This window comes from Zarconia sp., from assembly GCF_057467645.1.
This window is the reverse complement of sequence record NZ_JBRJXU010000168.1, coordinates 1-22,805: the sequence shown is the minus strand read 5'-3', so window position 1 is coordinate 22,805 and position 22,805 is coordinate 1. Positions and strand designations below refer to the sequence as shown.

At 53.5% G+C, this 22,805-nt stretch carries 11 protein-coding genes; 5 read left to right on the top strand and 6 right to left on the bottom strand.

Annotated features, from left to right (window positions below; translation table 11 throughout):
• Nucleotides 1-8: 8 nt before the first annotated feature.
• Nucleotides 9-446, bottom strand: coding sequence for a lactoylglutathione lyase (gene gloA, locus AC2215_RS24495; RefSeq protein ID WP_486812646.1), 438 nt, complete (start codon nt 444-446; stop codon nt 9-11).
• 126 nt (nt 447-572) lie between these two features.
• Between gloA and dndE the strand changes: the two genes are divergently transcribed.
• The 5 genes from dndE to AC2215_RS24470 all read left to right on the top strand — a co-directional run bounded on the left by dndE (nt 573) and on the right by AC2215_RS24470 (nt 7,987).
• Nucleotides 573-968, top strand: a complete 396-nt coding sequence (gene dndE, locus AC2215_RS24490) for a DNA sulfur modification protein DndE (protein WP_486812645.1) — start codon at nt 573-575, stop codon at nt 966-968.
• 498 nt (nt 969-1,466) lie between these two features.
• The gene (locus tag AC2215_RS24485) at nt 1,467-2,540 is read left to right on the top strand and encodes a glucose-1-phosphate thymidylyltransferase (protein ID WP_486812644.1); all 1,074 of its coding nucleotides are present in this window, start codon (nt 1,467-1,469) and stop codon (nt 2,538-2,540) included.
• 154 nt (nt 2,541-2,694) lie between these two features.
• On the top strand, nt 2,695-3,210 hold the full coding sequence (locus AC2215_RS24480; protein ID WP_486812643.1) for a hypothetical protein: 516 nt from the start codon (nt 2,695-2,697) through the stop codon (nt 3,208-3,210).
• Nucleotides 3,211-3,398: 188 nt separating this feature from the next.
• Nucleotides 3,399-5,510: a glycosyltransferase gene (locus AC2215_RS24475; protein ID WP_486812642.1), complete on the top strand. Its 2,112-nt coding sequence runs from the start codon at nt 3,399-3,401 to the stop codon at nt 5,508-5,510.
• Between the two features lie 275 nt (nt 5,511-5,785).
• A complete protein-coding gene (locus tag AC2215_RS24470; RefSeq protein ID WP_486812641.1) occupies nt 5,786-7,987 on the top strand; it encodes an S-layer homology domain-containing protein in 2,202 nt (733 codons plus the stop codon).
• Between the two features lie 296 nt (nt 7,988-8,283).
• On the opposite strand, the gene AC2215_RS24465 is transcribed toward AC2215_RS24470, so the two are convergent.
• The 5 genes from AC2215_RS24465 to AC2215_RS24445 all read right to left on the bottom strand — a co-directional run bounded on the left by AC2215_RS24465 (nt 8,284) and on the right by AC2215_RS24445 (nt 22,756).
• Nucleotides 8,284-11,703 carry a CHASE2 domain-containing protein gene (locus AC2215_RS24465; RefSeq protein WP_486812640.1) on the bottom strand — a complete coding sequence of 1,140 codons (3,420 nt, stop codon included), beginning with the start codon at nt 11,701-11,703 and terminating at the stop codon, nt 8,284-8,286.
• A gap of 330 nt (nt 11,704-12,033) precedes the next feature.
• Nucleotides 12,034-12,771 (bottom strand): DUF928 domain-containing protein, encoded by a 738-nt coding sequence (locus AC2215_RS24460; RefSeq protein WP_486812639.1) that lies wholly within the window; start codon nt 12,769-12,771, stop codon nt 12,034-12,036.
• Nucleotides 12,772-13,003: 232 nt separating this feature from the next.
• The gene (locus AC2215_RS24455; protein WP_486812638.1) at nt 13,004-15,658 is read right to left on the bottom strand and encodes a CHAT domain-containing protein; all 2,655 of its coding nucleotides are present in this window, start codon (nt 15,656-15,658) and stop codon (nt 13,004-13,006) included.
• A 187-nt stretch (nt 15,659-15,845) separates the two neighbouring features.
• On the bottom strand, nt 15,846-18,755 hold the full coding sequence (locus AC2215_RS24450) for a two-partner secretion domain-containing protein (protein WP_486812637.1): 2,910 nt from the start codon (nt 18,753-18,755) through the stop codon (nt 15,846-15,848).
• Between the two features lie 8 nt (nt 18,756-18,763).
• Nucleotides 18,764-22,756: a two-partner secretion domain-containing protein gene (locus AC2215_RS24445; protein WP_486812636.1), complete on the bottom strand. Its 3,993-nt coding sequence runs from the start codon at nt 22,754-22,756 to the stop codon at nt 18,764-18,766.
• Nucleotides 22,757-22,805 lie beyond the last annotated feature (49 nt).

Genomic DNA, 22,805 nt, shown 5'->3' with positions numbered 1-22,805 from the left:
AGTACTTGTTAAGAAGATTTGCCGGCCAGTTGCGCTTCTGACTTCTCGCCTGCCGAACCCTGGGTTCCCAGTTGAATCAGCTCGATTTTGTACCCGGTGGGGTCTTCAACAAAAGCAATCACCGTCGAACCATGTTTCATCGGCCCCGCTTCCCGTACGACTTTACCGCCTTGGGCTTTAATCTGTTCGCAGGTCTTGTAAATATCATCCACACCCAGGGCGATATGACCGTAACCCTCCCCCAAATCGTACTTATCCGTTCCCCAGTTGTAGGTCAGTTCGATGACGGTATTATCCGACTCATCGCCATATCCCACGAACGCCAAAGTAAACTTGCCACCGGGAAAGTCTTTCTGGCGCAGCAGTTTCATTCCCAGTACGTCGCAGTAAAATTGGATCGATTCTTCCAGGTTGCCGACGCGCAACATCGTATGTAGCATTCGCATGAGTCAATTCTCCTCTTCGAGTCACTTTCTTATTGTGCGATAGATTCGATCGATGGAGGGGATGAGGTGATGAGGTGAGAAAATTTTGAATCGGTACCTGCGGGCATTTTTAATTTTTCATTTCCTATGCAACCTCCCATCGATCGCATCAAACTCTCCCAAACCGCAAAAGAACAACTCACCAAACTCAAGCGAGTCACGAAAATCGATCGCTGGAATATTCTCTGTCGGTGGGCGTTTTGCCGTTCTTTGGCCGAATCTACCTCTCCCTCTCCGGTTCCCATTCCCCTCGATAGTAATGTCGAAATTTCCTGGAGCGTTTTTGGGGGCGAGATTGCGGATATTTTGGCAGTCGCCCTCGTGCAACGCTGTCATAACGATGGTTTGGATCTCGACCCCGACACGTTGAAAATGCAGTTTAACTTACATCTCCATCGCGGTATCGGCTATCTCGCTGGCGACCCAAATTTGAATGGGGTTGAAGATTTAGTGGCGATCGTCTCAAAAAAAGAAATGGGTTGAAGTGACCGTTAGGACAGCCAAATCTCACTGTAGAGGTCAACAGCTGTTGACCCCGACGATCGCTCTGTGCTTTGCTGCCGACACTCTTGTGCTCACCAACACCAATGTCCGCGCCTAATCAATCGATCGCGAACGAAAACCGATACAGCCATTGAGGCGAGCGTCTCACACCTGTATTCAATGAAACAAAAAATATATATTCCCCGTTCCCCATTCCCCATTCCCTAGAAAAAAATATATCGAACCTTCACCAGAGTCTTACAGTTCTGCCTCGAACCTCCAAAAATTTTGTGCTAAGTTCTGGGTGAGAACATAAAAATCTGGAGTTTAGACGAAATTTCGATGGTGAAAGCGATAACCCATCTGTGACAAGCTTTTTGGGTTCGAACTTTCCGATTCCTCCTTGAAACTGTCAAATCTAGTCAAGATTCAGGATTTGACAGTTCGAGCGCTCACATTTGTCTAAACACCCATGAAAATGCAACCCGCATAGAACGAATGAAAGCATTAATTCTCTCTGGTGGAAAAGGAACGCGCCTGCGTCCGCTGACCTACACCGGGGCCAAACAACTGGTCCCCGTCGCCAACAAACCGATTCTTTGGTACGGCATCGAAGGGATCGTCGCAGCGGGAATTACCGACATCGGGATTATTATCAGTCCCGAAACCGGGGAAGACGTGAAAGCCCAAACGGGAAATGGCGAGCGTTTTGGCGCGAATATTACGTACATTCTTCAGGAAGAACCCGCTGGTTTGGCCCACGCGGTGAAAGTCGCCCAGCCGTTCTTGGGAGATTCCCCCTTCGTGATGTATTTGGGGGATAACTTGATTGAAAGCGACTTGGGGGGGTTCCTCGACTACTTCAAGTCTAAGAATCTCGATTCGCTGATTTTGTTGCGGCCGGTGGATAATCCCACCGCGTTCGGGGTTGCCAAGGTGGACGAAAACGGTCGCGTTCTGCAATTGGTGGAAAAACCCAAAGATCCTCCCTCGAACCTAGCACTGGTGGGGATTTACTACTTTGCACCGACGATTCACGATGCGATCGCCCGCATCAAACCCTCGGCGCGGGGAGAACTCGAAATTACCGATGCGATTCAAAACCTGATCGACCATCAAGAGTCGGTGGAATCGAAAATCATCGAAGGTTGGTGGTTGGATACCGGGAAAAAAGACGATTTGCTCAGCGCCAACCAGATTATCCTCGATACCAAACTGCAAACCTCCGTTAACGGTCAAGTGGACGAGGCAACCGAACTGATCGGTCGGGTGACCATCGGCGAAGGGTCTACACTCACCAACTGTTCTATTCGCGGTCCGGTGATTATCGGGGAAAACTGCCATCTGGAAAACTGCTTTGTCGGTCCCTACAGCAGCATTGCCGACGATACGACCCTCATCGATATCGACATCGAACATAGCGTGATTTTGCAGGGGGCCAAACTCGATCGGGTTCGCCAGCGAATTGTCGATAGTCTCATCGGTCGTCGCGCCAAGCTGGAGGTTGCACCGAAGCGACCGAAAGCCGTGCGGTTTATGGTGGGTGACGACTGCAAAATTGAATTGGAGTAATTGTGGGGAATGGGGAATGGTTAATTGAATAATCCTCCTCTCCCCCCTCTGCGCGGGGATGCGTCCCCGCGTCCTCCCCGGCCCATCATCCCTGATGTCCCAATCTGTTTCCGTAATGCTATCGTAGTTCCAGTAAGGGGCGAGGAAAGCCAAGGTGAACTACGATCGCATTGATGAAGAGGGCATTGTCCGACGGTTGCGCCAGACGCTACACGCGCCGCTGAGTCCGGCAAAACTCCCCTCTGTCACGGGAAATGACGATCGCCCCACAGATAGCGAACTCCGCAAAGATTTTGAACTGTTGCAAGCTAGCAGCGATGTCTATAACGTTCCCCTCACCTCCGCCAGAAAATTCGGTGCCGTCATTATTGCGGTAAAAGGTTTGTTGCGCAAGCTACTGCGCCCGTCTCTGGAACAGCAAATCATCTACAATGGGGCAAACGCTCGCATTCTGCACGATCTCGAGCGCCAGCAACAGCAACTCCAGAAAGATTTGCAAGCAGATTTGACGAACCGGTTTGCCGAAGCCGTGGAATTGATTAACGCCCAAGCCGATCGCATTTCCAAGTTAGAAGCGGAAGTTGAAAAACTCAAAAGGATGCAACAACCGACGATAGAAGGGTTCGATCGCTCTGAATCCGATCGCCTTTCTGTGGTGGAACGGCAATAATATTCTGGGGAATTCTGTTATTGTAAGCATTCAGGTCTCGTGCCGTCAGTCAACCAGGCGTCAAACTCCGATCGAGCTGATGGCTTTCACCTCTTCCTCGCTAAAATTCTGGCAATTTTTGCATTCTTGCAAGAGTTAAACACTGATAGCTGAGTGCACGAACGCTTACTTGTTATTGTGAAGTCTCAATGAGCCATCTACCAATTTGTTCTGCGATCGTCGTCAATTATAATGGCTTGCGCTATCTCAAAGATTGCTTGGAGTCGCTGCAACAACTGGATTATCCTCAGGATTGCCTGGATTTAATCTTAGTGGATAATGGCTCTGATGATGACTCGTTAAATTACGTTCGTCGCACTTTTCCTGAAGTTCGTATCTTTGTTAACTCCGAGAATAACTTTGCTAAAGCCTTAAATCTAGGAATTTCCAAGGCGAAAGGGGAATATATCGCTTTTCTAAATAATGATGCGACCCTCGAGTCTCAGTGGTTATTAACGCTACTTCGCCACTTTGAGGAAAATCCTAAAATGGGCATGGTTGGGGGAAAAATTAAGTTTAAAGATGGTCGAATTAACAGCGTCGGACATCGCCAGTTACCGAACTATTTTTGGGATGATATCGGGTTGGGAGAACCCGATCGCGGACAGTACGATCTCCCTCGAGAAGTAGAAGGATTGTGTTGGGCGGCGGCTTTATTTCGCAAGACTTGTTTGGTAGATGTGGGTGCGGTAGATGAAGCATTTGTTATGTATTTCGAAGATGTGGACTATGCCAAACGCTGCCGAGAGAAAGGGTGGAAATTAGGATACGTTCCCGAGGCGATCGCCTACCACATCCATGGCGGTTCGAGTGAGGGTAATACCCTAACTGAATATTTCTGCAATCGCAACCGTTTTTTATATCTTGCCAAACACGAACCCGAAGAATTTATTGAGGCGATCGAGACTTCAGTTTTTACCCAACAAAAACAATATACTCAATTGTTCGATGCGCTTTTATCTGGCGCGCACAAGCTTTGTCTGCATCACGAGAAAACGTCGATCGAACCCATTCTCGATCGACTGCAAACTAAGCTAACGCAACTCTATCCCCATCCCCTACCCGATCGATTCGAGAGACGATTAAATTCAATGGTGGGCGATCGAAAACTTTCGATCTATATTTACGACCACGCCCTTCATTTCGTCGGCGGCGGGCAAAAATACGTCGCCACTCTGGCCTCGATTTTACAACATCAATTCGAGATTACTTTTATCGGCAACAAACCCGTTACCATGACCGAGTTAGAAACTTGGTACGGATTGGATTTATCGAGTTGTAACATCAAAATAATTACCTTGCCGTTTTTTGAAAAACGGCGGATGGCAAATATCGATTCATCAATGGTGAGTCCGGAAATCGAAAATCCTTTTGAACTTATCTCCCAAGAAAGCGAAAATTGCGACATTTTTATCAATGTCAACCAACTCGAAAAAGTCAAACCGCGATCGCCCATTTCTATCTTTTTCTGTCACTTTCCCGATAGTTGGAGAACCATTCATTTTGCTGTTGATGATTACACGTTCTTGATTGCCAACAGTCACTTTACGATTAAATGGCTCAAACGGCGGTGGAATCTCGAACCCACATTTCTGCTTTACCCCCCGGTAGATATGACAACCGTCGCACTTCCCAAGGAAAAGATTATTCTTTCAGTGGCTCGATTTGAGGCAGGAGGCAGCAAAAAGCAGCTCGAGGCAGTTGAAGCATTTTTGCAGCTAAAAGGGGCTTCTCCGGATAAAATGGAGGGCTGGCGACTGGTTTTGGTCGGGGGCAGTACCCCAGGGAATCCATATTTGAAAACGGTGTTGAAGCGGGTGCAAAACAGTAGCGGGGCGATCGAGGTGAAACCCAACGTTTCCCTCACCGAGCTAAAATCTTGGTACGGCAGAGCCAGTATTTTTTGGCACCTCTGCGGTTTGGGGGAAGTGAATCCCCAGCGTTGCGAGCATTTTGGGATGGCCACGGTGGAGGCGATGCAAAACTACTGCGTGCCGATTACATTCAATGGGGGCGGACAGCCGGAAATTATTCAGGCGGGCGAGTCGGGGTTTTTGTTCGATTGCATCGATCGATTGTGCGAGTATACCCACGAGTTGGTAGCAAATCCCGATCTCCTCTCTCAAATGCAAAATGCTGCATTCGAGCGGGGTCAACAGTTTGGAATTCAACCCTTTGCCGAGAAAGTACAAGCCTTTTTTTCGATTCTCGATCGAGAATATCGTACCGTCCCCCTGCCCGATCCGGCCGAAATAAGTTAGCGATCGCGCATTAAATTTGCATTAAATTTTATGTGTCGGGGGATGGGGAGAGATGATGAATACACATCTGATGGAAATCAAAAATCCAATCCATTTCTATGCCGAATTCTATGCCGAAATGATGCATTTCTTTCCCCTTAACCCTTAACCTTTTCCCCCACGGTGTCAGGTTTTGGAGCGTGAAGTTGCACCGAAGGTGGGCTGTAGGATGCCCGCCTGCCTCCCCGACCTCCGACTTGATAAACTAGCCATAGCGACTCAAAAGGGTATCGATCGTGGCCAACCCCTCCAACTCGTACGATCTGATTGTCTATGGCGATGAAGTTCCCGGAATCTTGGGACTTGTCAGTGCCGCCCGAGAATACTACCGGCGCGTGGGGCAATATCCCCGCACCCTGCTGATGGTGAAAAGCAACGCCAAAAATGGCATTGGCGGAACCCTAGTGCGTGGCGAACTGGCATATCTCGATCGATCGAGTTTGGATTGGGACTTCTTGCAACGAATGGGATTACCCACCTTCGGCGACCCCGCAGCCATCTATAAAGAATTTCTCCAACGGGCTGAAGTCGATTGGATCGCCCTCGACCCGCAAAAAGGGGATGCTGCCCTCCGCTGGATGCTAGGGCAAGTCGGCGCGCAAATTCTCAGCAACGTCCGGATTCGATCGGCGATCGTCGAAAACTCCATCCTCACCGGCATCGAACTCCTCCGGGGCGAGACCTATTGGGGTAAACAGTTTATCGATGCCACCGTTAATGCCGAACTCGCCCAATTCGCCGGAGTCCGCAAACTCAAAGGCTATGAAACCTTCGGTTTGCCAGAATCGGAACTTCCCGTCACCCTCTGCTTCCAAACCGAAGGGGTGAGCGTTCCCACCCTCAAAGACGTTGAAACGGCCTCCCTGACACGCTTCTCCAACCCCCTGGATTTAGAAGCCCAAAATTGGTTGGATATTGCCGCCGGATTTGCAGCCGAACTCGCCGCCATCCTCCGGGGAGACCTTTTCGACGCCGCCGGCAAACTCAAAACGCTCTACCAAGCCAAAGACTTCGTTGATATCCGCAGTCGTGCCCTCAGCATCGCCTACCACTCCTTCCGCCAGAAAAAATGGTCTCTCTCGGAATCCGGATCGGTCTTCGATAACGGCAACGTCGCCGTATTCCCCGGAGAACGACTCTCCTGGAACTCCCTCCTGTTTTACGTCAACGGATCGGAAGCCGAAAAACTCGCGCGCGGGGGCGCCAAACCCACCCCGGCAATGGAAGAAGAAATGGAGTGGGTGGCCACCTGGATCGAAAAAGCCATGGGGGCAACGGCCGTTAAACCCGCCACCGAACTCTACATCCGCCATGCGGGAAACGTGACGGGTGTCGTCGAACCCCTCACGGGAACCAAAATGCTCGAAGGGGGAGTTCCCGAATCGGAGGCCTTAGCGACCTTCAGCTACCACTTCGACGTGCGCGGCGGGATTACCGGTTTAGGGGCAAAAGGACGGGAAAAAGGATACAGTCGCGTCGGATTCCATACCAAACCCATCTTCAACGTCGGCATCCGCCACGCCCAAATCCGCGACGTTCCCAACCTCGCCGTCGTCAGTCCCGCCTCGGGATTTGAAGGCTATGCTTCCTCCGCCGGACGCATCGTCGAATTCAACGTCGCCGTCGCCCAAGGTCTGGGCATCGCCAGTGCCATCGCCCTCATCGAAAACCGCAACCTTGCCGATATTACCAACCTCGAAGTCCGCAAAGTTCTCGTCAAAAGCGGTCAGCTTCCTCGCATTTACGGGCAACCCAACCCCGAAGCGGCCGCCAAGATGGGCAAATTTGAAGCCGATCTGATCGTTCCCCCCGATGCAACCCCCGTTAACCCTCTACCGCCTCTAACCTCTACCGACCTCACCGATATCGGCGGACATTGGGCCCAAGCATTCATCCAACCCCTGTTCGAGAAGGAATATTTGCAGGGATTTGGCGATCGCACCTTCAAACCCGAAGCCCACCTCACCCGCGCCGAATACGCCGCAATCGTCGCCAAAACCTTCAACTTACCCTTCAAATCCGCCGCCAAAGACTTTCGCGACGTTTCCGCTGACTTTTGGGGGGCCGATGCCATTACCAAAGCCACCCGCATGGGCTTTATCTCCGGCTTCCCCAACGGCACCTTCCGACCTCAAAGAAACTTGACCCGAACCGAAGCATTAGTGGCCCTCGTCAGTGGATTGAAGCTGCAAACAGACAATCCCGATATCCTGGAATTTTATTTCGATCGCGCTCAGATTCCATCCTATGCCATCGATGCGATCGCTGCGGCGACCCAAGGGGGACTCGTCGTCAATCATCCCCACCGCCAGCGCCTCAATCCCCTTGCCAACATCCGTCGTGCTGAAGTGGCTGCAACGATCTATCAGGCTTTAGTACTCGAATCGCGAATGCCTGTGATTTCTTCGCCTTACATTGTCACGGAAAGTGGAGTCTAGTGCCGCGAGGCGGAATTAAAAATGCAAAATTAAAAATGACGAGTACACATAGCTCTCAACTGGTGAAAGCTAGGTTGTTATTTCTGCCGCGCTGCACTAGTGGGTACGGGGAACCACCCGCTGAGATCGAGTTCGGCGATCGCCGTTCCCTCCCTTTTCCTTACAGATTTTCAGTCATGGAGAATAGGGAATGGAAAATACCTGTTTCTTCAATCGTGTAAATCAACTGCCGGCGAAGGAGGGGGAGCAAAGCGGAGGGGTGGCACTATCACTGGTCACCGATTGATTGCGATCGCCTAACATTTGAGGGCGAAAGCCTTCACCCGATCGAGAATCACCTCTAACTCCATCACTAATTCATTGACACCTTCGAGTTGGTTTTCTTTTGCTTGCATTTCGATGCGCTTGGCAATATCGGGCATCGTCAGAATGGCAGCGGTGCTGCTCGCTCCTTTGATTTGATGGGCGATACAAGCTAGTTCGTGGGTATCGGCCGCGTCCAGAGCCGCTCTCATCTTAGCAACGCAACCGACGACATCTTCAGTAAAGGTTTCGAGCAATTCCTGTTGAAATTCTCGATCGCCATCGGTAATTGCATGCAACCGATCGAAATCTAGGGGAGGGCGATCGGTTGCCGTCGCCGGCTGAGTCGGCAATACGATCGGTGTGGGCAAGTTCTCGGGGGATTTGTGGGGATCCTCGGGCGATTTTGGCTCTTGCGGGGGTATTTTCGTTTTCTCGTACGGGTTCAAGCGATCGAGAATTGCGGCTAGAATTTGCAAATCGACGGGTTTACTGATGTAGTCGTCCATGCCGGCGGCCAAACATTGCTCTCGATCGCCTTCCATGGCGTTTGCCGTCATCGCCACAATCGGAGTGTGGCGATGTTCGCCTTCGCGCTCGCGCAATCTCTGGGTCGTCCGATAGCCGTCGAGGACGGGCATCAAACAATCCATCAATACGATATCGTAGGTCTGGCGTTCTAAGAGGTCGAGAGCATCTAGACCGTTTCCGACGCAGGTGGGTTCGGAATAGCCGAGGGTTTTCAATTGATTGCGCAAGACTTTTTGGTTGATGGGAGTATCTTCCACCACTAAAATTTTCAAGTCCTGCTGCCGTTGTTGGTTTTGTGCTTGTTGGGCGCGAGATAGTTGGAGATGTTCGTCGTCGAAGAGGGCAAGCAGCTCGAAGGGTTCGATCGGTTTAACCAAACACGCCGATGCACCCGCATCGTAAAAACCTCCGACCCGATCCTGTTGGTGTTTGGTAATGGTTGCGATCCACTGGGTTGTTGCCAATTGAGGATCGAAGCGAATCAAGCGTCCTAACTTGTCACCACACAGCTGAGAATCTTCAACATCCACGATTACCATCGAGTAGGGGATCTGAGATTGCAAACCTTCTCGCAGGCGAGCAAAGGCAACGCGGGTATCGCGAACGGCATCGAGTTCTATCTCCCAAGCGCTGCAATAGCTGCGTAGGGTTTGCAAATCCGACGGGTTGCGGGTGACCAGCAAAATTCTCACGCCACTAAAATTGACTTGGGGAAGGGAGTACGATCGCGTTGTGAGGGAGACCAGGGATTCGATCTCGGCTTGCGCGGGTGTTAGGTTCTCGTTCTCTGTGGCGACCTCTTCCACATCCGCCGCTTCAAACTGAGCCACAAACCAAAACGTCGATCCGCAACCTAACTCGCTACGGACACCGATATCACCACCCATCAGCTTAACGAGCTGGCGGCAAATGGCCAGACCCAAACCCGTTCCGCCATATTTGCGGGTGGTGGACGCATCGACTTGGGAAAAAGACTGAAACAGCTTAGATTGGTCTTCCGGGGCGATACCGATCCCCGTATCTCGAATGTCAAACTGCAGATAGATTGGAGATGAGGGGGAATCACTAGGGTTCTCTTCGTCGAGGGGAGGATTGGCAGTCGCCGTGGTGGAACTCACGCGGATCTCCACTTCACCCTCGAGGGTGAATTTGAGGGCGTTACCGGTCAAATTCATCAAAACTTGCTGTAACCGGGTCGGGTCGCCTTTGACCCTCGACGGCACCATCTCTTCGATGTGGGCGAACAGTTTGAGTCCCTTAGAACGAGCTTGGGCTTCGAGGAGACCCGTGACTTCCTTGACACAGGTCGCTAAATTAAACTCCACGCACTCCAAGCGCATTTGACCGGCTTCGAGTTTGGAGAAATCGAGAATATCGTTGACGATTAATAGTAAATTTTGACCGCTGGTTTTGAGAGTTTCCACAAAGTCTCGCTGTTCCGGACTTAGAGGCGTGGTCAGCAGCAAGTCGGTCATGCCGATCACCCCATTCATCGGCGTTCGGATTTCGTGACTCATATTGGCGAGAAACTGACTTTTTGCCAAACTGGCAGCTTCCGCTGCGACTTTGGCTTCTTTAAGTTCCACCGTCCGACTTTCGACTCGTTCTTCTAGAGTTTGGGAGTAGCGGCGCAGTTGCGCGTTGGCCCGTTTGAGCCAGAGACGATGGTAGGTATCGATCAGGGCGATGGCTGAGGCGGAAAATGCCGCCAGAGGAGCAACGGTGGGAATCAACCAACCGGCGCGAAATGCACTGTAGCCGATTATCGCAAGCACCACACCGGCGATCGGAATTTCCAAGAGGACGCCTCCCAATCCCAAACTCCGGTTCTTGGATTGGGTCACGTGTAACAGCTTCCAACTCCCGGATGCCCCGAGGAGCGACCACACCATAATCCACCCCCACTCAACGGGATGAGACCAGGCGCGCAGCAAGGGACGACCGTCGAGAGCGGCACTAATCATTTGACTGGCGATGTTGGCGTGGATGACGACTCCGGGCATTTGCGGCTGTTTTTGAAGGGGGTCGCCGCTGTAAGGGGTCAACTCGAAGTCGTTTTCGGAAATAGCCGTCACGCCGATCAAAACGATGCGATCGCGAAAAAAATTGGCGGGCACTCGATCTTCGAGCACGTCTACTATCGAAATGGTGGAGAAACGGCTTTTCGTCCCCCGATAGTTGAGAAAGGTTTGATAGCCTCCAATATCGCCCGGTCGATAATTGCCTTCCCGTCCGGTTAGGGGCACTAACAAGGCTCGATTCAGTTTAAAGCGTTGTTGTCCCAAATCCCCCACCGGTTCGGGCTGAATCTCTTGTTGTTTGAGGTACTTGAGTGCTAACTCTACCCCAAGACCCGTGCGATCTTTACCCTCTTTATCCTGTGCGCCAATCAATGCCCGGCGCACTTTTCCATCGCGATCGACCACTAAATCCGCAATCGCGACCCGCTCGAGTTCGCTTAAAATCGGTGGCGGAGCGACGGTCTCTCCGACAATCTTTTCCACCCCAAATAAATTCGTCGTCGAGCGAAGAACCTCGATCAGTTTTTGGTGCCCCGGCTCGATGGGGATGTCTCGATACAAATCCAATCCGATAGCGGAGGGTTGACCCCGGGCGATGATTTCGATGACACGGGCGAGTTGAGCATCGGACATCGGCCATTGTCCGACTTCCACGATGTCCGATTCATCGATTTCGACGATGGCAATGCGCTCGTCCGTCGGTTCTTGGGGTCGGATGCGAAAAAGTCGATCGATGGCAGCCCATTCGAGAAGCCCGAATCCGCCTAAGATATGACCGAGAACGACCAACGATCCCACAATCGGAGCTGTGGTGAGGATCGAACGCCATTGCCAGATTTTTAATCTAAGGTGAGACCACATGAAATAGACCCTTCCATCATGCCTGGATTGTGGGAAGGGAGGTTGACGATCCGATCGACGATCGCCACGAGATCCACATCGAGGAACATGCCTCATATTCCCTCTAAATTATAAGAGAGCAGCACTCTTAAGTACTGCTCTCTTCTCGTGCCAGACGCTGGTCGCTCATAGAATTAAACAACTAATTGGAGGTTGGACACCCGATCGACTGGAGAACTCACAACCACTTTGGATTATCGCTCTCAGACGATATTCCTTCGTTCTTCATCCTCGGGTACCGGCAATTACACCCTTGAAAAGGATGACTGTCAATATTCGATTCGATGATATTTAGTCAAGAATTGGCTCGGAGGCGATCTCCTCTAAACCCACAGAAATGAGTAGCTCTTCCCAAGTTTTCTCCAAGGTCGGCTCGTTCGGTTGTAGCAGACGAGCGTTCGCCAGGGTGGTGAGGGTATCGTACCAAAGTCCCGCATCCCCGTAGACTTGCGCTAAATCGACGGCCGTTGTTTTTTCAGCGAGATTGCGAGCCACACTCGCATCGATACTGGTACGCTGTACGGAACCGACGATCGTTGGATTGTCGGGATCGAAGGAGGGGGCGCAATGGATTTCAAACATCCAGGAATAGGTTTTTCCCTCTTGCAGCTTGGCCTGGGTTGGAGGAAGAGCAATTCTCATAATGCCCCCCGATTCGGGTAAGGTCACTTTCGTGCGATAGTGGATTTCATCCTCGGCATTTTTAAGGGTAAAGGAAGCTTCCGTCGCGGTTGTTGGCGGTACGTAGACGAAAAACGTGGGTCGATCGGCGACCGTCAGAACCCGATCGGCATTTTTGGGCAAGAGTGGGGTCGCCGAGGTCTGCCCGATCGCGAGGGATTGGGCGGCACATTGACCTCCGCTCCGACTAGCACCGCCAGAAGTCGGTTGCGAGGGCGCTGGATCGACTCCGTCCGGTGCGGAAAAGGTGACTGCCGATGAAGGACTCGTGAAGAAAATTCCGCTAGCCAGAACGAAGACCGTCGCGAATCGAGAGGGTTGTTTCCAGTATTGATTTGTCTGTGGCATGTCCTTATCCCTGAACTACATTGAGTCTCGATCGAATTGATTAGCACCCTATAGTTCTATTATCGTAAATTATAAAAAAACTGGCGTATATAAAGATCCATCAAAGATGCAAAAATCCTTGGTGAATATAGGGTACCAGTTAAGCTCCAGACCGTCATACCCATTGGTGAGGTGGTTTTGCTTGTCGATCGCGGGTCAAGCGCCACGAGCGGTCATCTCCTCTTTTGGCAGGCTACAGCCAATTGCCGACAAGGACGAAGGGCGCCCAAAAAAATGGGTGTTCGTATCCCGGCTGCTCCATTAAAAAGAGTTGGGCTTTGCGCAGTGCTTGGGATTTGCGGGTTCCGGGTACTGAGAGTTCCTGATAGAATCGAGCGATTAAGTCAGCGGTCGAGCGATCGCGAACGGTCCACAAGGTTCCCAGGGTCGAGCGAGCGCCGCTTTTGACGGCAAATCCAGCTAACCCTAAGATGGCGCGATTATCTCCCTTAGCGGTTTGACAGGCGCTTAAGACCAATAACTCGATGGTTCGAGTGCGGGTTTCATCTCGCGCTTGCAACAGGCTGGCGAGTTCGGTGATGGGAATTCGACCGTCCCAGGTGAGGATAAAAGTTTCATCGACGTTGGAGCTAAATTGACCGTGGGTCGCTAAATGCAAGATGGGACGATCGGTACTGGCGATCGCACTGCGCACGGTTTCCGTGGTGAACTCCCCATCGAGCCACACCTCCGAAATAATCTTCTCCCCGATGCGCTCTAGCTCGAACTCAACATTGGGCAAGGCCGGAAATCCCTGGCGGGCTTCGCTCAATCCGCCAATGGTGGCTTGGAGTTGGGTACGATCGAGGGGCTGCGGTTCGAGCAGTTGGAGACCGGGGGAAAGGGCTAAATTGTACTTTTCAATGGCATAGCGCTCGCCATCGTATAACACGGCCATGGGTAAGTTGCGCAGGGAACCGTCGAGGACGAAGACGAGAGTTTCGATGCGGCTGCTTTCGAGATCCGTTACGATGGGACGAATCAGCCAATCGTAGACCCGAGCGTAGATGGCAAGGCGTTCGCTTTTGGGAAAGGATAAACTCAACGACTGGCGGAATCGATCGAGGGTCTCCTCAAATTGAGCTTGAGGAATGACGGTTTTGTAGTTTTTTAAGGGCTTTCCGGGCAGGGAGAGTAGGACTTCGATCCGGGTTTGACTGGGGGAAGCGTTCGAGATCGGCACAACGATCGGATAGATGACCGCCGCTGTGGGGTCGAGCTCGTCGATGGCGATGGGTTGGGTCGTCAGGCAAGCTTCCCGAAAGAAATTATCCAGTTCGGCGATTTGCAAGTTTTCGATGGTCTCCCGTGCTTTGACCAGGTTGGCTTGGGAGGGGTTGGGAGATTGTAACAACAAGCCGACCAATTCTCGATACACGGGTTCGACGCTTTCTTGAAAGGAGAGTTGAACGTCAGTATTGATGCTGACTAAATCCTGGCGCAGGGTTCTCAGGGCGCGGACGGCTTCTGAATAGGCGGAGATCGCATCTTCGAGTTTGCCCTGTCGCTTGAGGATGCGTCCCAACTGAGTCGCCCACTTGGCGGTAATATCCGTGGCTCTGTTGCCCAGGGAAATTCTCAGGGCTTCCTGGGTGAGAGCTGCCGCATCGTCGAAGCGATCGCTGGCTTCGTATAAGTGGGCGAGTTGACCCGTGGCGTAGGACTCGGCTCTCGGGTCTTGGAGAGCCCCGGCCGTTTCGATGGCTTCGCCTAAAAGGGTGGCTAGATCCTGGAGAACGAGGGCGAGATCGGCGCGTTCTGGGTCTAGGTGGTTTGAGGTCAGATCGATCAGGTGTTCGGCGAAATTGACTTTGGCGTAGACCGTAGAACGCCCGATAGATAAGCGATTTAAATTTTGTCGCAGGGTGGAAGCCAGCTCGAAGGCTTCTTCTGTGCGTTCGAGTTGCACGAGTACGCCGAGGGCGTTCAACCCGGCCGGAATTTCTAGATGGGGCAATTCATCGGCGGCGCGGACGGCTTCTCGGTAGTAAGTCAGGGCGGCTTCGGGATCGGGTAAGGCTCGAGCGGTATTGCCCAAGGCTCGCAGGGTGGCACTCAGATCCGGGGGAAAGTTGAATTGCCGATCGATGGCTAATGCGGTCTCTAAAACAGCTTGCGATCGATTCGGGTCTCCCACCATTTGTAAGGTGATGCCGAGGTTACGTAATCCTGCCGCTTTCACTCGGGAGTCGGGAACCCCTGCAAGTTGTTCTTCCACCCCTTCGAGGATGCGCCGCGCTCGACGGTACAACCCCAAGGACTGCAGGGCCAGGGCTTGATTGACTGTTGCCCCCAACTCTCCGGCGCGATCGTCGATGGCATGGTAGGCTTCGCTCGCCTGCTGCCAAGTCTCGAGGGCCCCTTGGGCATCCCCCAGAGCCAGTTGAATTCGTCCTCGATTATTGAGGATTTGAGCGAGAATCCCATGGCTTCCGGTGCCGGGTTCGAGGGAGAGCAGTTGGAATGCCCGATCGAGATCGGTTTGCGCTGCCTCTAATTCTCCCAACTCGTAAAGCGCCATCGATCGATAGCTCAAACTGCCAGCTTGACCCAGGAGATCGCCGCGAGCGGTAAATGTTCGAGCTGCTTCTTGCCAGGTCCCGGCCGCCGCACGAAACTGTCCGCGATCGTAGAGGGCGCGACCCTCCCGTTCGAGTTGTACGGGATCGAGCCGCTCGATTCGTTCCGGTTCGACAGAGAGTTCGATGGCTCCGTCGCCCGGGATTTGAGCCACTGCGGCAGTCGAAAGCACCAAACCGAAGGTGGCGATCGCCAAACCGATCCAAACCCCAATTTTCCTCGGTTTGAGCCAGTGATGGAGTTTCCTAAAAGAGTGGGGACGTTTCATTTGGGGACAAATTGCAGGGAACGATAGCAAATTCCGAGGCATGGGTTGGGTCAGCGGCTACGCATTTCAACTGTATATCGAGATTTTGGGAACGGGTTTGGGGTGTCGGCAAGACCAATCGAAATGTGTTTTCGCTTCGCTGTCGGGATTTCCTTAGAACGAGACTCCGGTACGATCGCATTGGTCCTCATCCAGATGAATACAGCGATCGTTCATCCTTCTTCTGGCTCCGATGACGCCTCACGGATTGGTGAAGGTCACTTTCACATTCAGGGGGGGCAGACCCCATGGAGTTCGGGAGATGAGCAACCAGTTCGATGGTGCCATCGGCTCGGCGAATCCAACCAGTTGCCTCAACTAAAGCTGGGGTTGGTGAGACGGGGAGACCGATCGCAGCCATCGACCCAGATCCTAATTCTCGCCAATTGCGAGTATCCGACCAACTCGGCAACGCTTGCACCGCCAGAGTGGGGTCTTCGGGTAATCCCCCCCGTCCGATGATGGCAAAAGTACTGCCTTCAGTCGTGCCACAGTGACTGACAACTCGATTGGTTCGATCGGTAGGATTGGAGGGTAATTGCACCAGACCCGCACTCGGATCGAGATCCGGCGTTCGTAAGGTGACGATGCCATCAAACTGGGCACCTAATTTCGACGTGGCGGTGATATCGCTTTGGGGGGTGAGTTCGGGTCGAAACGCCGTGCCGAAAAGGCTTCTGGTGGCGATCTCCACCCGACCGCCCCGACCTCCCTCAGCATTGGCGGTAATATCGCTGTTTTCGAGGGCGACGAGGGTATCCGTTTCCAGGGTAATATTCCCCCCGTCGGTATTGCCCCCATTCGCCGCGATATGACTCTCCTGGCGCAGTTGCAACTCTAAAGCGTGCACGGCAATATTCCCACCATCGCCGGAGTTGGTGGTGGCGGTAATAATACCGCCACGCTCTAAGCGGATCGAGTCGGCATCCACGTTGAGAGTGCCACTGTTGCCAGTATCGACGCTAGAGACGGATATTTCCCCTCCATCTCGAACGATGAGTCTTTCTGTGAAGATCTCGAGATTCCCAGCAGCACCGGGAGAGGGAAAACTCGAAAACACGTCCTCTCCAGATGAGGTGGATAAGTTGCTCGGATTCAAACCGCTGGCTGAGGTTCCGGCGACTTCAATGTGCTGTGTCGCTCGCACGATCGCGTTTCCCCCATTGCCTCGCCCAATCGTCGAGGCAGAAACAACCGCACCATCTCGAATCGTCAAGCGTTGGGTTTCAATGCTCAAATCCCCTGCCGGAGCGTCGCTGATGCTGAAACTGGCACTGACTAAACCTGATGGCAGGATGCCATCTTCTGAGATTCCGGAGAGTTCTACGGATTCCGAGGCTCTGACGATCAGGGTTCCGCCACCGCCTCCCCGACGGTCGAGGGTTCTCGTACCAGGATTGGCCAATCCACTGGTGGTGAGAATTTCGCCCCCATCTTCGAGAATCAGTCGCTCGGTTTCGACGGTAATATCTCCCGCTGCACTAGTTCCTAGAGTCGTGGTGGCAATGCCGGTAATGGTATTGTTGCCTGGGGGATTCCTGAGAATTTCCACGGATTCGGAGGCTCTCAAGACGATATCTCCCCCCGGTTGAGAACCAAAGGTAAACGCTTGGATCGAGCTACCATCGCGGACGATCGCTTGCCTGGTGGCAATCTCGATGTTGCCCGTCGAACCGCTCGACCCGATGCTGCTGCCCGTAGTTAAGCTCGATTCCACCACTTCGATCGACTCCGTGGCGATGATATTTAAGTTACCCCCAGTTCCCCGATCGAATGTCGGCGCGATCGCCACAGCACCTTCTGTTAAGGTCAGGGTTCGAGTTTCGATGTCAATATCGCCGGCATTCCCTTCGCCGCCGGTGACGCTAAACAAGCCGGAACCGCGCTCTAGGGGAGTCAGGGTGCCAAAAAACGCGCCGAGGACAAAGATATTTTGGAAGTCGGCAAAACTAGTCCCCGTCAAGTTGACGGATTCGGACGTGTCGATCTCGATGCCGCCACCATTTCCACTGGCTAATGTTGAAGCGCTGACAAAGGAGCCAGCGCCCAGATCGAACCGACGACTTTGGAGTTCGATGCCCCGTCCGTCTAGGTCACCCCAGGTGTCAGCTTGCAGAGAAGCGCCATCGTGGAGGAAAATCCGATCGCCTCGTACTCGAATCCTCCCGCCGCCTAAACCTCCAGCGTTGACTGTTGCCCCACCCGATAACTCGATATTGCCAAAATGACGAACGTCGTCGTATCCTACCTCAAAGCCGGTCGCGGTGGGCGTTAAATCCAGGCGATCGCGACCGGAAATGCTGCCGAGTTCGAGGGTTCCGGCTTGACTAATTTCACTTTCTGTGGTTTTAGATAAACTCGTGAGATGACCCCCTTCCAAGCGCAGATCTCCACCGAGCAGGGCAAGACTCCGTCCCGATCGAACTTCCAAACCCACGGCATCGGGACGGGGCACGGGGGAACTTTCCGGATGGGACAGGAGACTCGGGGCGCTCGAGCGGTGGACGATCGCCCCGGGTGTGGGACCGAATTGCAGACCGATGGGCACGTTCACCGTTAGTAGGGGCACCGTACCCGTTCCATTGGGATGAGTCGCACTAAATTCAACCCCATTTTCAAATAAGACACTCTCGGCCGTGGAAGCAAAAAACGAGCCGCCGATATCGAGTTGGGCGTTGGGGCCGAAGAGGATGCCGTTGGGGTTGAGCAGAAAGAGGTTCGCCGTACCGTTGGCACGAAGGATGCCGTCGATGTGGGAAATCGAGTCGCCGGTGACGCGACCGAAGATATTGTCGAGACTCGCCCCATTATCGAAGAATGCCTCGAATCCCGCGGGCAGGTCAAAGCGATCGAAGCTGTGAAATAGATTGCGACCCGCTGCAGTTCCCCCATCGATCACAAATGTATTGCCCTCAAGGGTCGCGGTTGAATTAACTGGTAATGTGGCATCGGGAACAATTTGCCCGATCGCTGGAGTGCCCATCACCCACGCCACCGGCATGAGTCCGATAGCCCACAAGATGCGACTCGAGCATAGAGAAAAAGACGGATGGCTCATCGCTGCTCTCACCTCCGGGAATCTATTTTCCCTAAATCGATCTCGATCGAACATTGGGGCGATCGCATTTCCATCGGATGGGGCGTTGGATTGGGGATTTGGGCGATTAACTCGATAACACCATCGGCGCGACGCACCCATCCCGTGGCTTCGATGAGGGGTGGACTGGAATGGGGGATGGGGGTATTGACCGGTATGCTTGCCGAGGGATCTAACTCTCGCCAGCTACGGGAGTCCGACCAACTGGGCGCGTCCCGCACCGTAGTGGTGGGGTCCTCGGGTAACCCCCCTCGTCCGACGACGGTGAAGGTACTCCCAGCACTGGCCTCACAGCCGGAGAGGATGCGATCGCGACCGTCAAGGGGTCGATCGGGTAACTCAACTAATCCGTGACTGGGGTTGACTTCTGCGGTTTGAACGGTGACGATGCCATCAACCCCCAAACGAGAACTGGCGGTAATTTGACTGTTTGGGGATAGAAAGAGACCTTGGGTGGCAATTTGGATGTTGCCCCCCGCACCTTCAAAGGCATTGGCGTCGATCGAGCTACCTTCGAGTAAGGTTAGGGTATCGGCACTCAGGGTAATATTACCGCCATTACCGCCTCCGGTTTGGGCGGTTCCCGCTCGAGTGGAGATTTCACTACCGTTTCGCAGCACCAAAGAGTCCGCACCTTCGAGGATAATATTACCCCCCTGACCGAGGAAACTGGTCGCGGTCACATCTCCACCATCTAGAGATAGCTCGCCAGCGTCGAGGGTAACATTACCCGCATCTCCCAAGCCAAAAGAACTGACGCCAATTTGAGCGCCATCGTTAATCTCTAACCGAGGCGTGACGATGTTTACATCCCCCCCCCGTCCGGTGAAACCTAAAGAGAATGCATTGATATTACTGGGAATAATCTCGAACCCCGGTAGGTTCGCCCCAGGGATGGGAAAGGGTAACGAACCGGCCAGGAAGATCGATTCAGAAGCATTCACCGTTAAGTTCCCTGCCGGACCCGAACTCAAGGTGGTGGCCGATAAATTTCCGGCATTGCGCAGGCTCAGTCGTTGGGTATTGATGTTGAGATTGCCGCCACGTCCGGAACCCGATGTGGCAGTGGAGATAAAAGAGCCATCGATTTCCACCGATTCGATCGCCCGAATGGATAAATCCCCCGCATTTCCATCTCCCAAGGTTCCCGTCCCCACCAATCCTCCATTGGTGATTCGCAAACGTCCGGTTTCGAGGGTAATGTTTCCCGAGGTTCCCGCTTGAGTCGTGGCCGAGACGATCCCTTGAGGGGTATTGGCGAGGGCAAGGGTTCCCGATTGAAACGGCAGGAATACCGTCTCGATGACGCCCTCAAATCCGCTGCCGATTACCTCCAGGGAATCCGTTGCGCGAATGGTAATTTTTCCTCCGCTACCTTCACCGAGGGTGGAGGCATTGATTAACCCATTATCGAGTCGGACGTTGGTTCCGTGGAGTTCGATATTGCCCCCCGCACCGGAGTTATTGAAGGCGACAATTTGACCGCCATTGCGTAACTCGATCGAGTCGGCATCGACTTGGAGCATTCCGGCATCTCCGGAACCTTGATTGATAACGCCGAGAGATCCACCATCGAAAACATCGATTCTCGGTGCGTCGAGCTGTAGGCTACCGGAATTGCCCGACGGTTGCCCTGGGGTGTTAAAGGCTTGTTGGAAAGCCTCGCTGGCGGTAATCGCCGAGGAGGAAATGGTACTTTCGGAGTTCGACCCCATGCCCCCCACTTCGATCGCCTCTCCTGCCCGAACGCTGACGCTGCCGGCATCCCCTTCACCAAAAGTATTGCTATTAATCTGAGCGCCCCCCCGTACGGAAATGCGATCGGCGATCGCGGTAATGTTGCCACCCCGACCGTTAACCGTGGACGCACCGATAATCCCCTCGCCATCGAGTTCGATGGAACCCGTACGAATGTGAAGGTTACCCGAATCTCCCACCCCCGTACCCCGCACGCCAATTTCTCCCCCATCCATCACCCGCAACTGCTCCGTTTCAATCTGCAAATCTCCAGCAGCTCCCGTCCCGCTCGTATTCGACTCGATACTGCTGGGGAGGATGCCATCGCCGATGATGCCGAAAGACACCGATTCTACCGTCGGATCGACGCCCGTCGCAAAACCGACGACCTCCACGGATTCGGTGGCTTCGACGGTTAAATTGCCCGCACGACCCCCACTGCCGGTAGCCGCAGAGATTTGCGCCCCGTCTCGGACGCTCAGTCGCCGTGTTGTCACATCTAGATTTCCAGCCGTTGCATTTCCTTCGAGTCCGGGTACGGTGAGTAAGGATGCAGAGGTATACAAGCCACTGACAAAGACACCATCGGGGGATAGACCGCTCGCCTCCACGGACTCGGTCGCATTCACCCACAGGTTGCCCCCTTGCCCCCCTCCAGATGAAGAAGCCGAAACTTGCGCCCCATCACTTACCGCGAGACGATCGACCTCTAGGAGCAAATCGCCACCATTTCCTAATCCGAGGGTCGTACTGAATAACCCGGCAGGAACGGGCGCACCGGCTGGGGTACGGTGAAGTTCGACATCCGAGGCGCGAACGGTGAGATTTCCCCCTCTTCCAAAGCTATTAGCGGTGGGTGTCGTACTCAGAAGTGACCCGTCAAGTACCCTCAGCAACGGTGTCTCAACCGTTAGGTGACCGGCATTTCCCGATCCGGCGGTTCCCGTAACTCCCAGCGCTCCGTTGCTAAACTCGATGGTATCGGTGGCGGCAATGCTCAAATTGCCCCCGAGTCCGTCAACAAAGGTGGAGGTGAGGATGCTTGCCCCCCGGTTGACGCGGATACGATCGCCTCTGAGGGTCACATCTCCCGCTCTGCCACTGCCCAAACTCAAACTGAATAAACCATCGCCCAATACAAAGGGATCGAAGGTGCCGCCGAGCAACTCGCCGACGGTTGTTGAAGGGGTAGTCCCCGTTAGCTCGATGGTATTGGCCTCGATAGTCATGCCTCCAGATGCCCCCGCACCCAGGGTGGTGGTGGAGATCGAGGCGCGATCGCTCAATTGAAATCCATCGGCGCGAATCTCGATGCCGGCACCGTCGAAGTCCCCGAAGGTATTGGCGACTAAACGGGACCCCGAATCCATCGCCACGTTGCCGCCGCGCACGCTAATTCTCCCACCCCCCAGACCGCTAGCATCGATCGTGGCGCCGTTTGAGAAGCGGATGTCTCCGAAATGGGAAATCGCGTCATATCCAAAAACCCAACCGGCAGGGGTTGGGGTCAAACTCACCGTACCGGGACCGGCAACGCTGCCGAGGTGGATGTGACCGCCAAAGGTTGTTAGGTTGCCGCCATCGATGCGGGTGTCTCCTCCGATTAAAGCTAAAGTCGCTCCTGGGGAAACTTCCAGTCCCACTTCAGCGGAGAGGAGGTTTTCTCGAACGGGTAGGGAGAGCGAACTTGGGGCGCGAGAGCGATCGACGATTGCGCCGGGATTGGGACCCAATTGCAAACCCACCGGAACGCTAATCGTCAGTAGGGGCGACCTGTCGGGGTGGGTGGCACTCAAAATACTGCCGTCCTCAAACACCAAGCTCTCGGCCGTACTGGCGAAAAAAGACCCACCCAGATGGAGTTGGGCGTTGGTACCGAAGATTATACCGTTGGGGTTGAGTAAAAATAGATTCGCCTGACCGTTGGCGCGCAGGATGCCGTCAATTTCGGAAATCCCATCTCCAGTAACGCGACCGAAAATATTTTCGATGTTGGGGGCGTTGTTAAAAAAAGCCTCCCATCCCGTCGGTACGTCGAAACGATCGAAGCTGTGAAATAGGTTGCCCCCAGCGGTGGTGCCCCCATCGATGGTGAGCCGATTCCCCTCTGGTGTGACCACCGAATTGGCCGGCAGCGTCCCATCCGGTAGAATCTGAGCCACAACGGGTAAGGTCGCGACACTTGCCAGGGGCAACAAGAATATGGGAATAAAGTGATGACTCATGGTTGCTCGACCGCCAATCAATCGGATGGGTTACGGGTCTTACAGTGGG

What these genes read in the sequence shown, in the direction of transcription:
- gloA (WP_486812646.1), bottom strand. Translation starts at nt 446, where the DNA reads ATGCGAATGCTACATACGATGTTGCGCGTCGGCAACCTGGAAGAATCG.
- dndE (WP_486812645.1), top strand. Translation starts at nt 573, where the DNA reads ATGCAACCTCCCATCGATCGCATCAAACTCTCCCAAACCGCAAAAGAA.
- AC2215_RS24485 (WP_486812644.1), top strand. Translation starts at nt 1,467, where the DNA reads ATGAAAGCATTAATTCTCTCTGGTGGAAAAGGAACGCGCCTGCGTCCG.
- AC2215_RS24475 (WP_486812642.1), top strand. Translation starts at nt 3,399, where the DNA reads ATGAGCCATCTACCAATTTGTTCTGCGATCGTCGTCAATTATAATGGC.
- AC2215_RS24465 (WP_486812640.1), bottom strand. Translation starts at nt 11,703, where the DNA reads ATGTGGTCTCACCTTAGATTAAAAATCTGGCAATGGCGTTCGATCCTC.
- AC2215_RS24460 (WP_486812639.1), bottom strand. Translation starts at nt 12,771, where the DNA reads ATGCCACAGACAAATCAATACTGGAAACAACCCTCTCGATTCGCGACG.
- AC2215_RS24455 (WP_486812638.1), bottom strand. Translation starts at nt 15,658, where the DNA reads ATGAAACGTCCCCACTCTTTTAGGAAACTCCATCACTGGCTCAAACCG.
- AC2215_RS24450 (WP_486812637.1), bottom strand. Translation starts at nt 18,755, where the DNA reads ATGAGCCATCCGTCTTTTTCTCTATGCTCGAGTCGCATCTTGTGGGCT.
- AC2215_RS24445 (WP_486812636.1), bottom strand. Translation starts at nt 22,756, where the DNA reads ATGAGTCATCACTTTATTCCCATATTCTTGTTGCCCCTGGCAAGTGTC.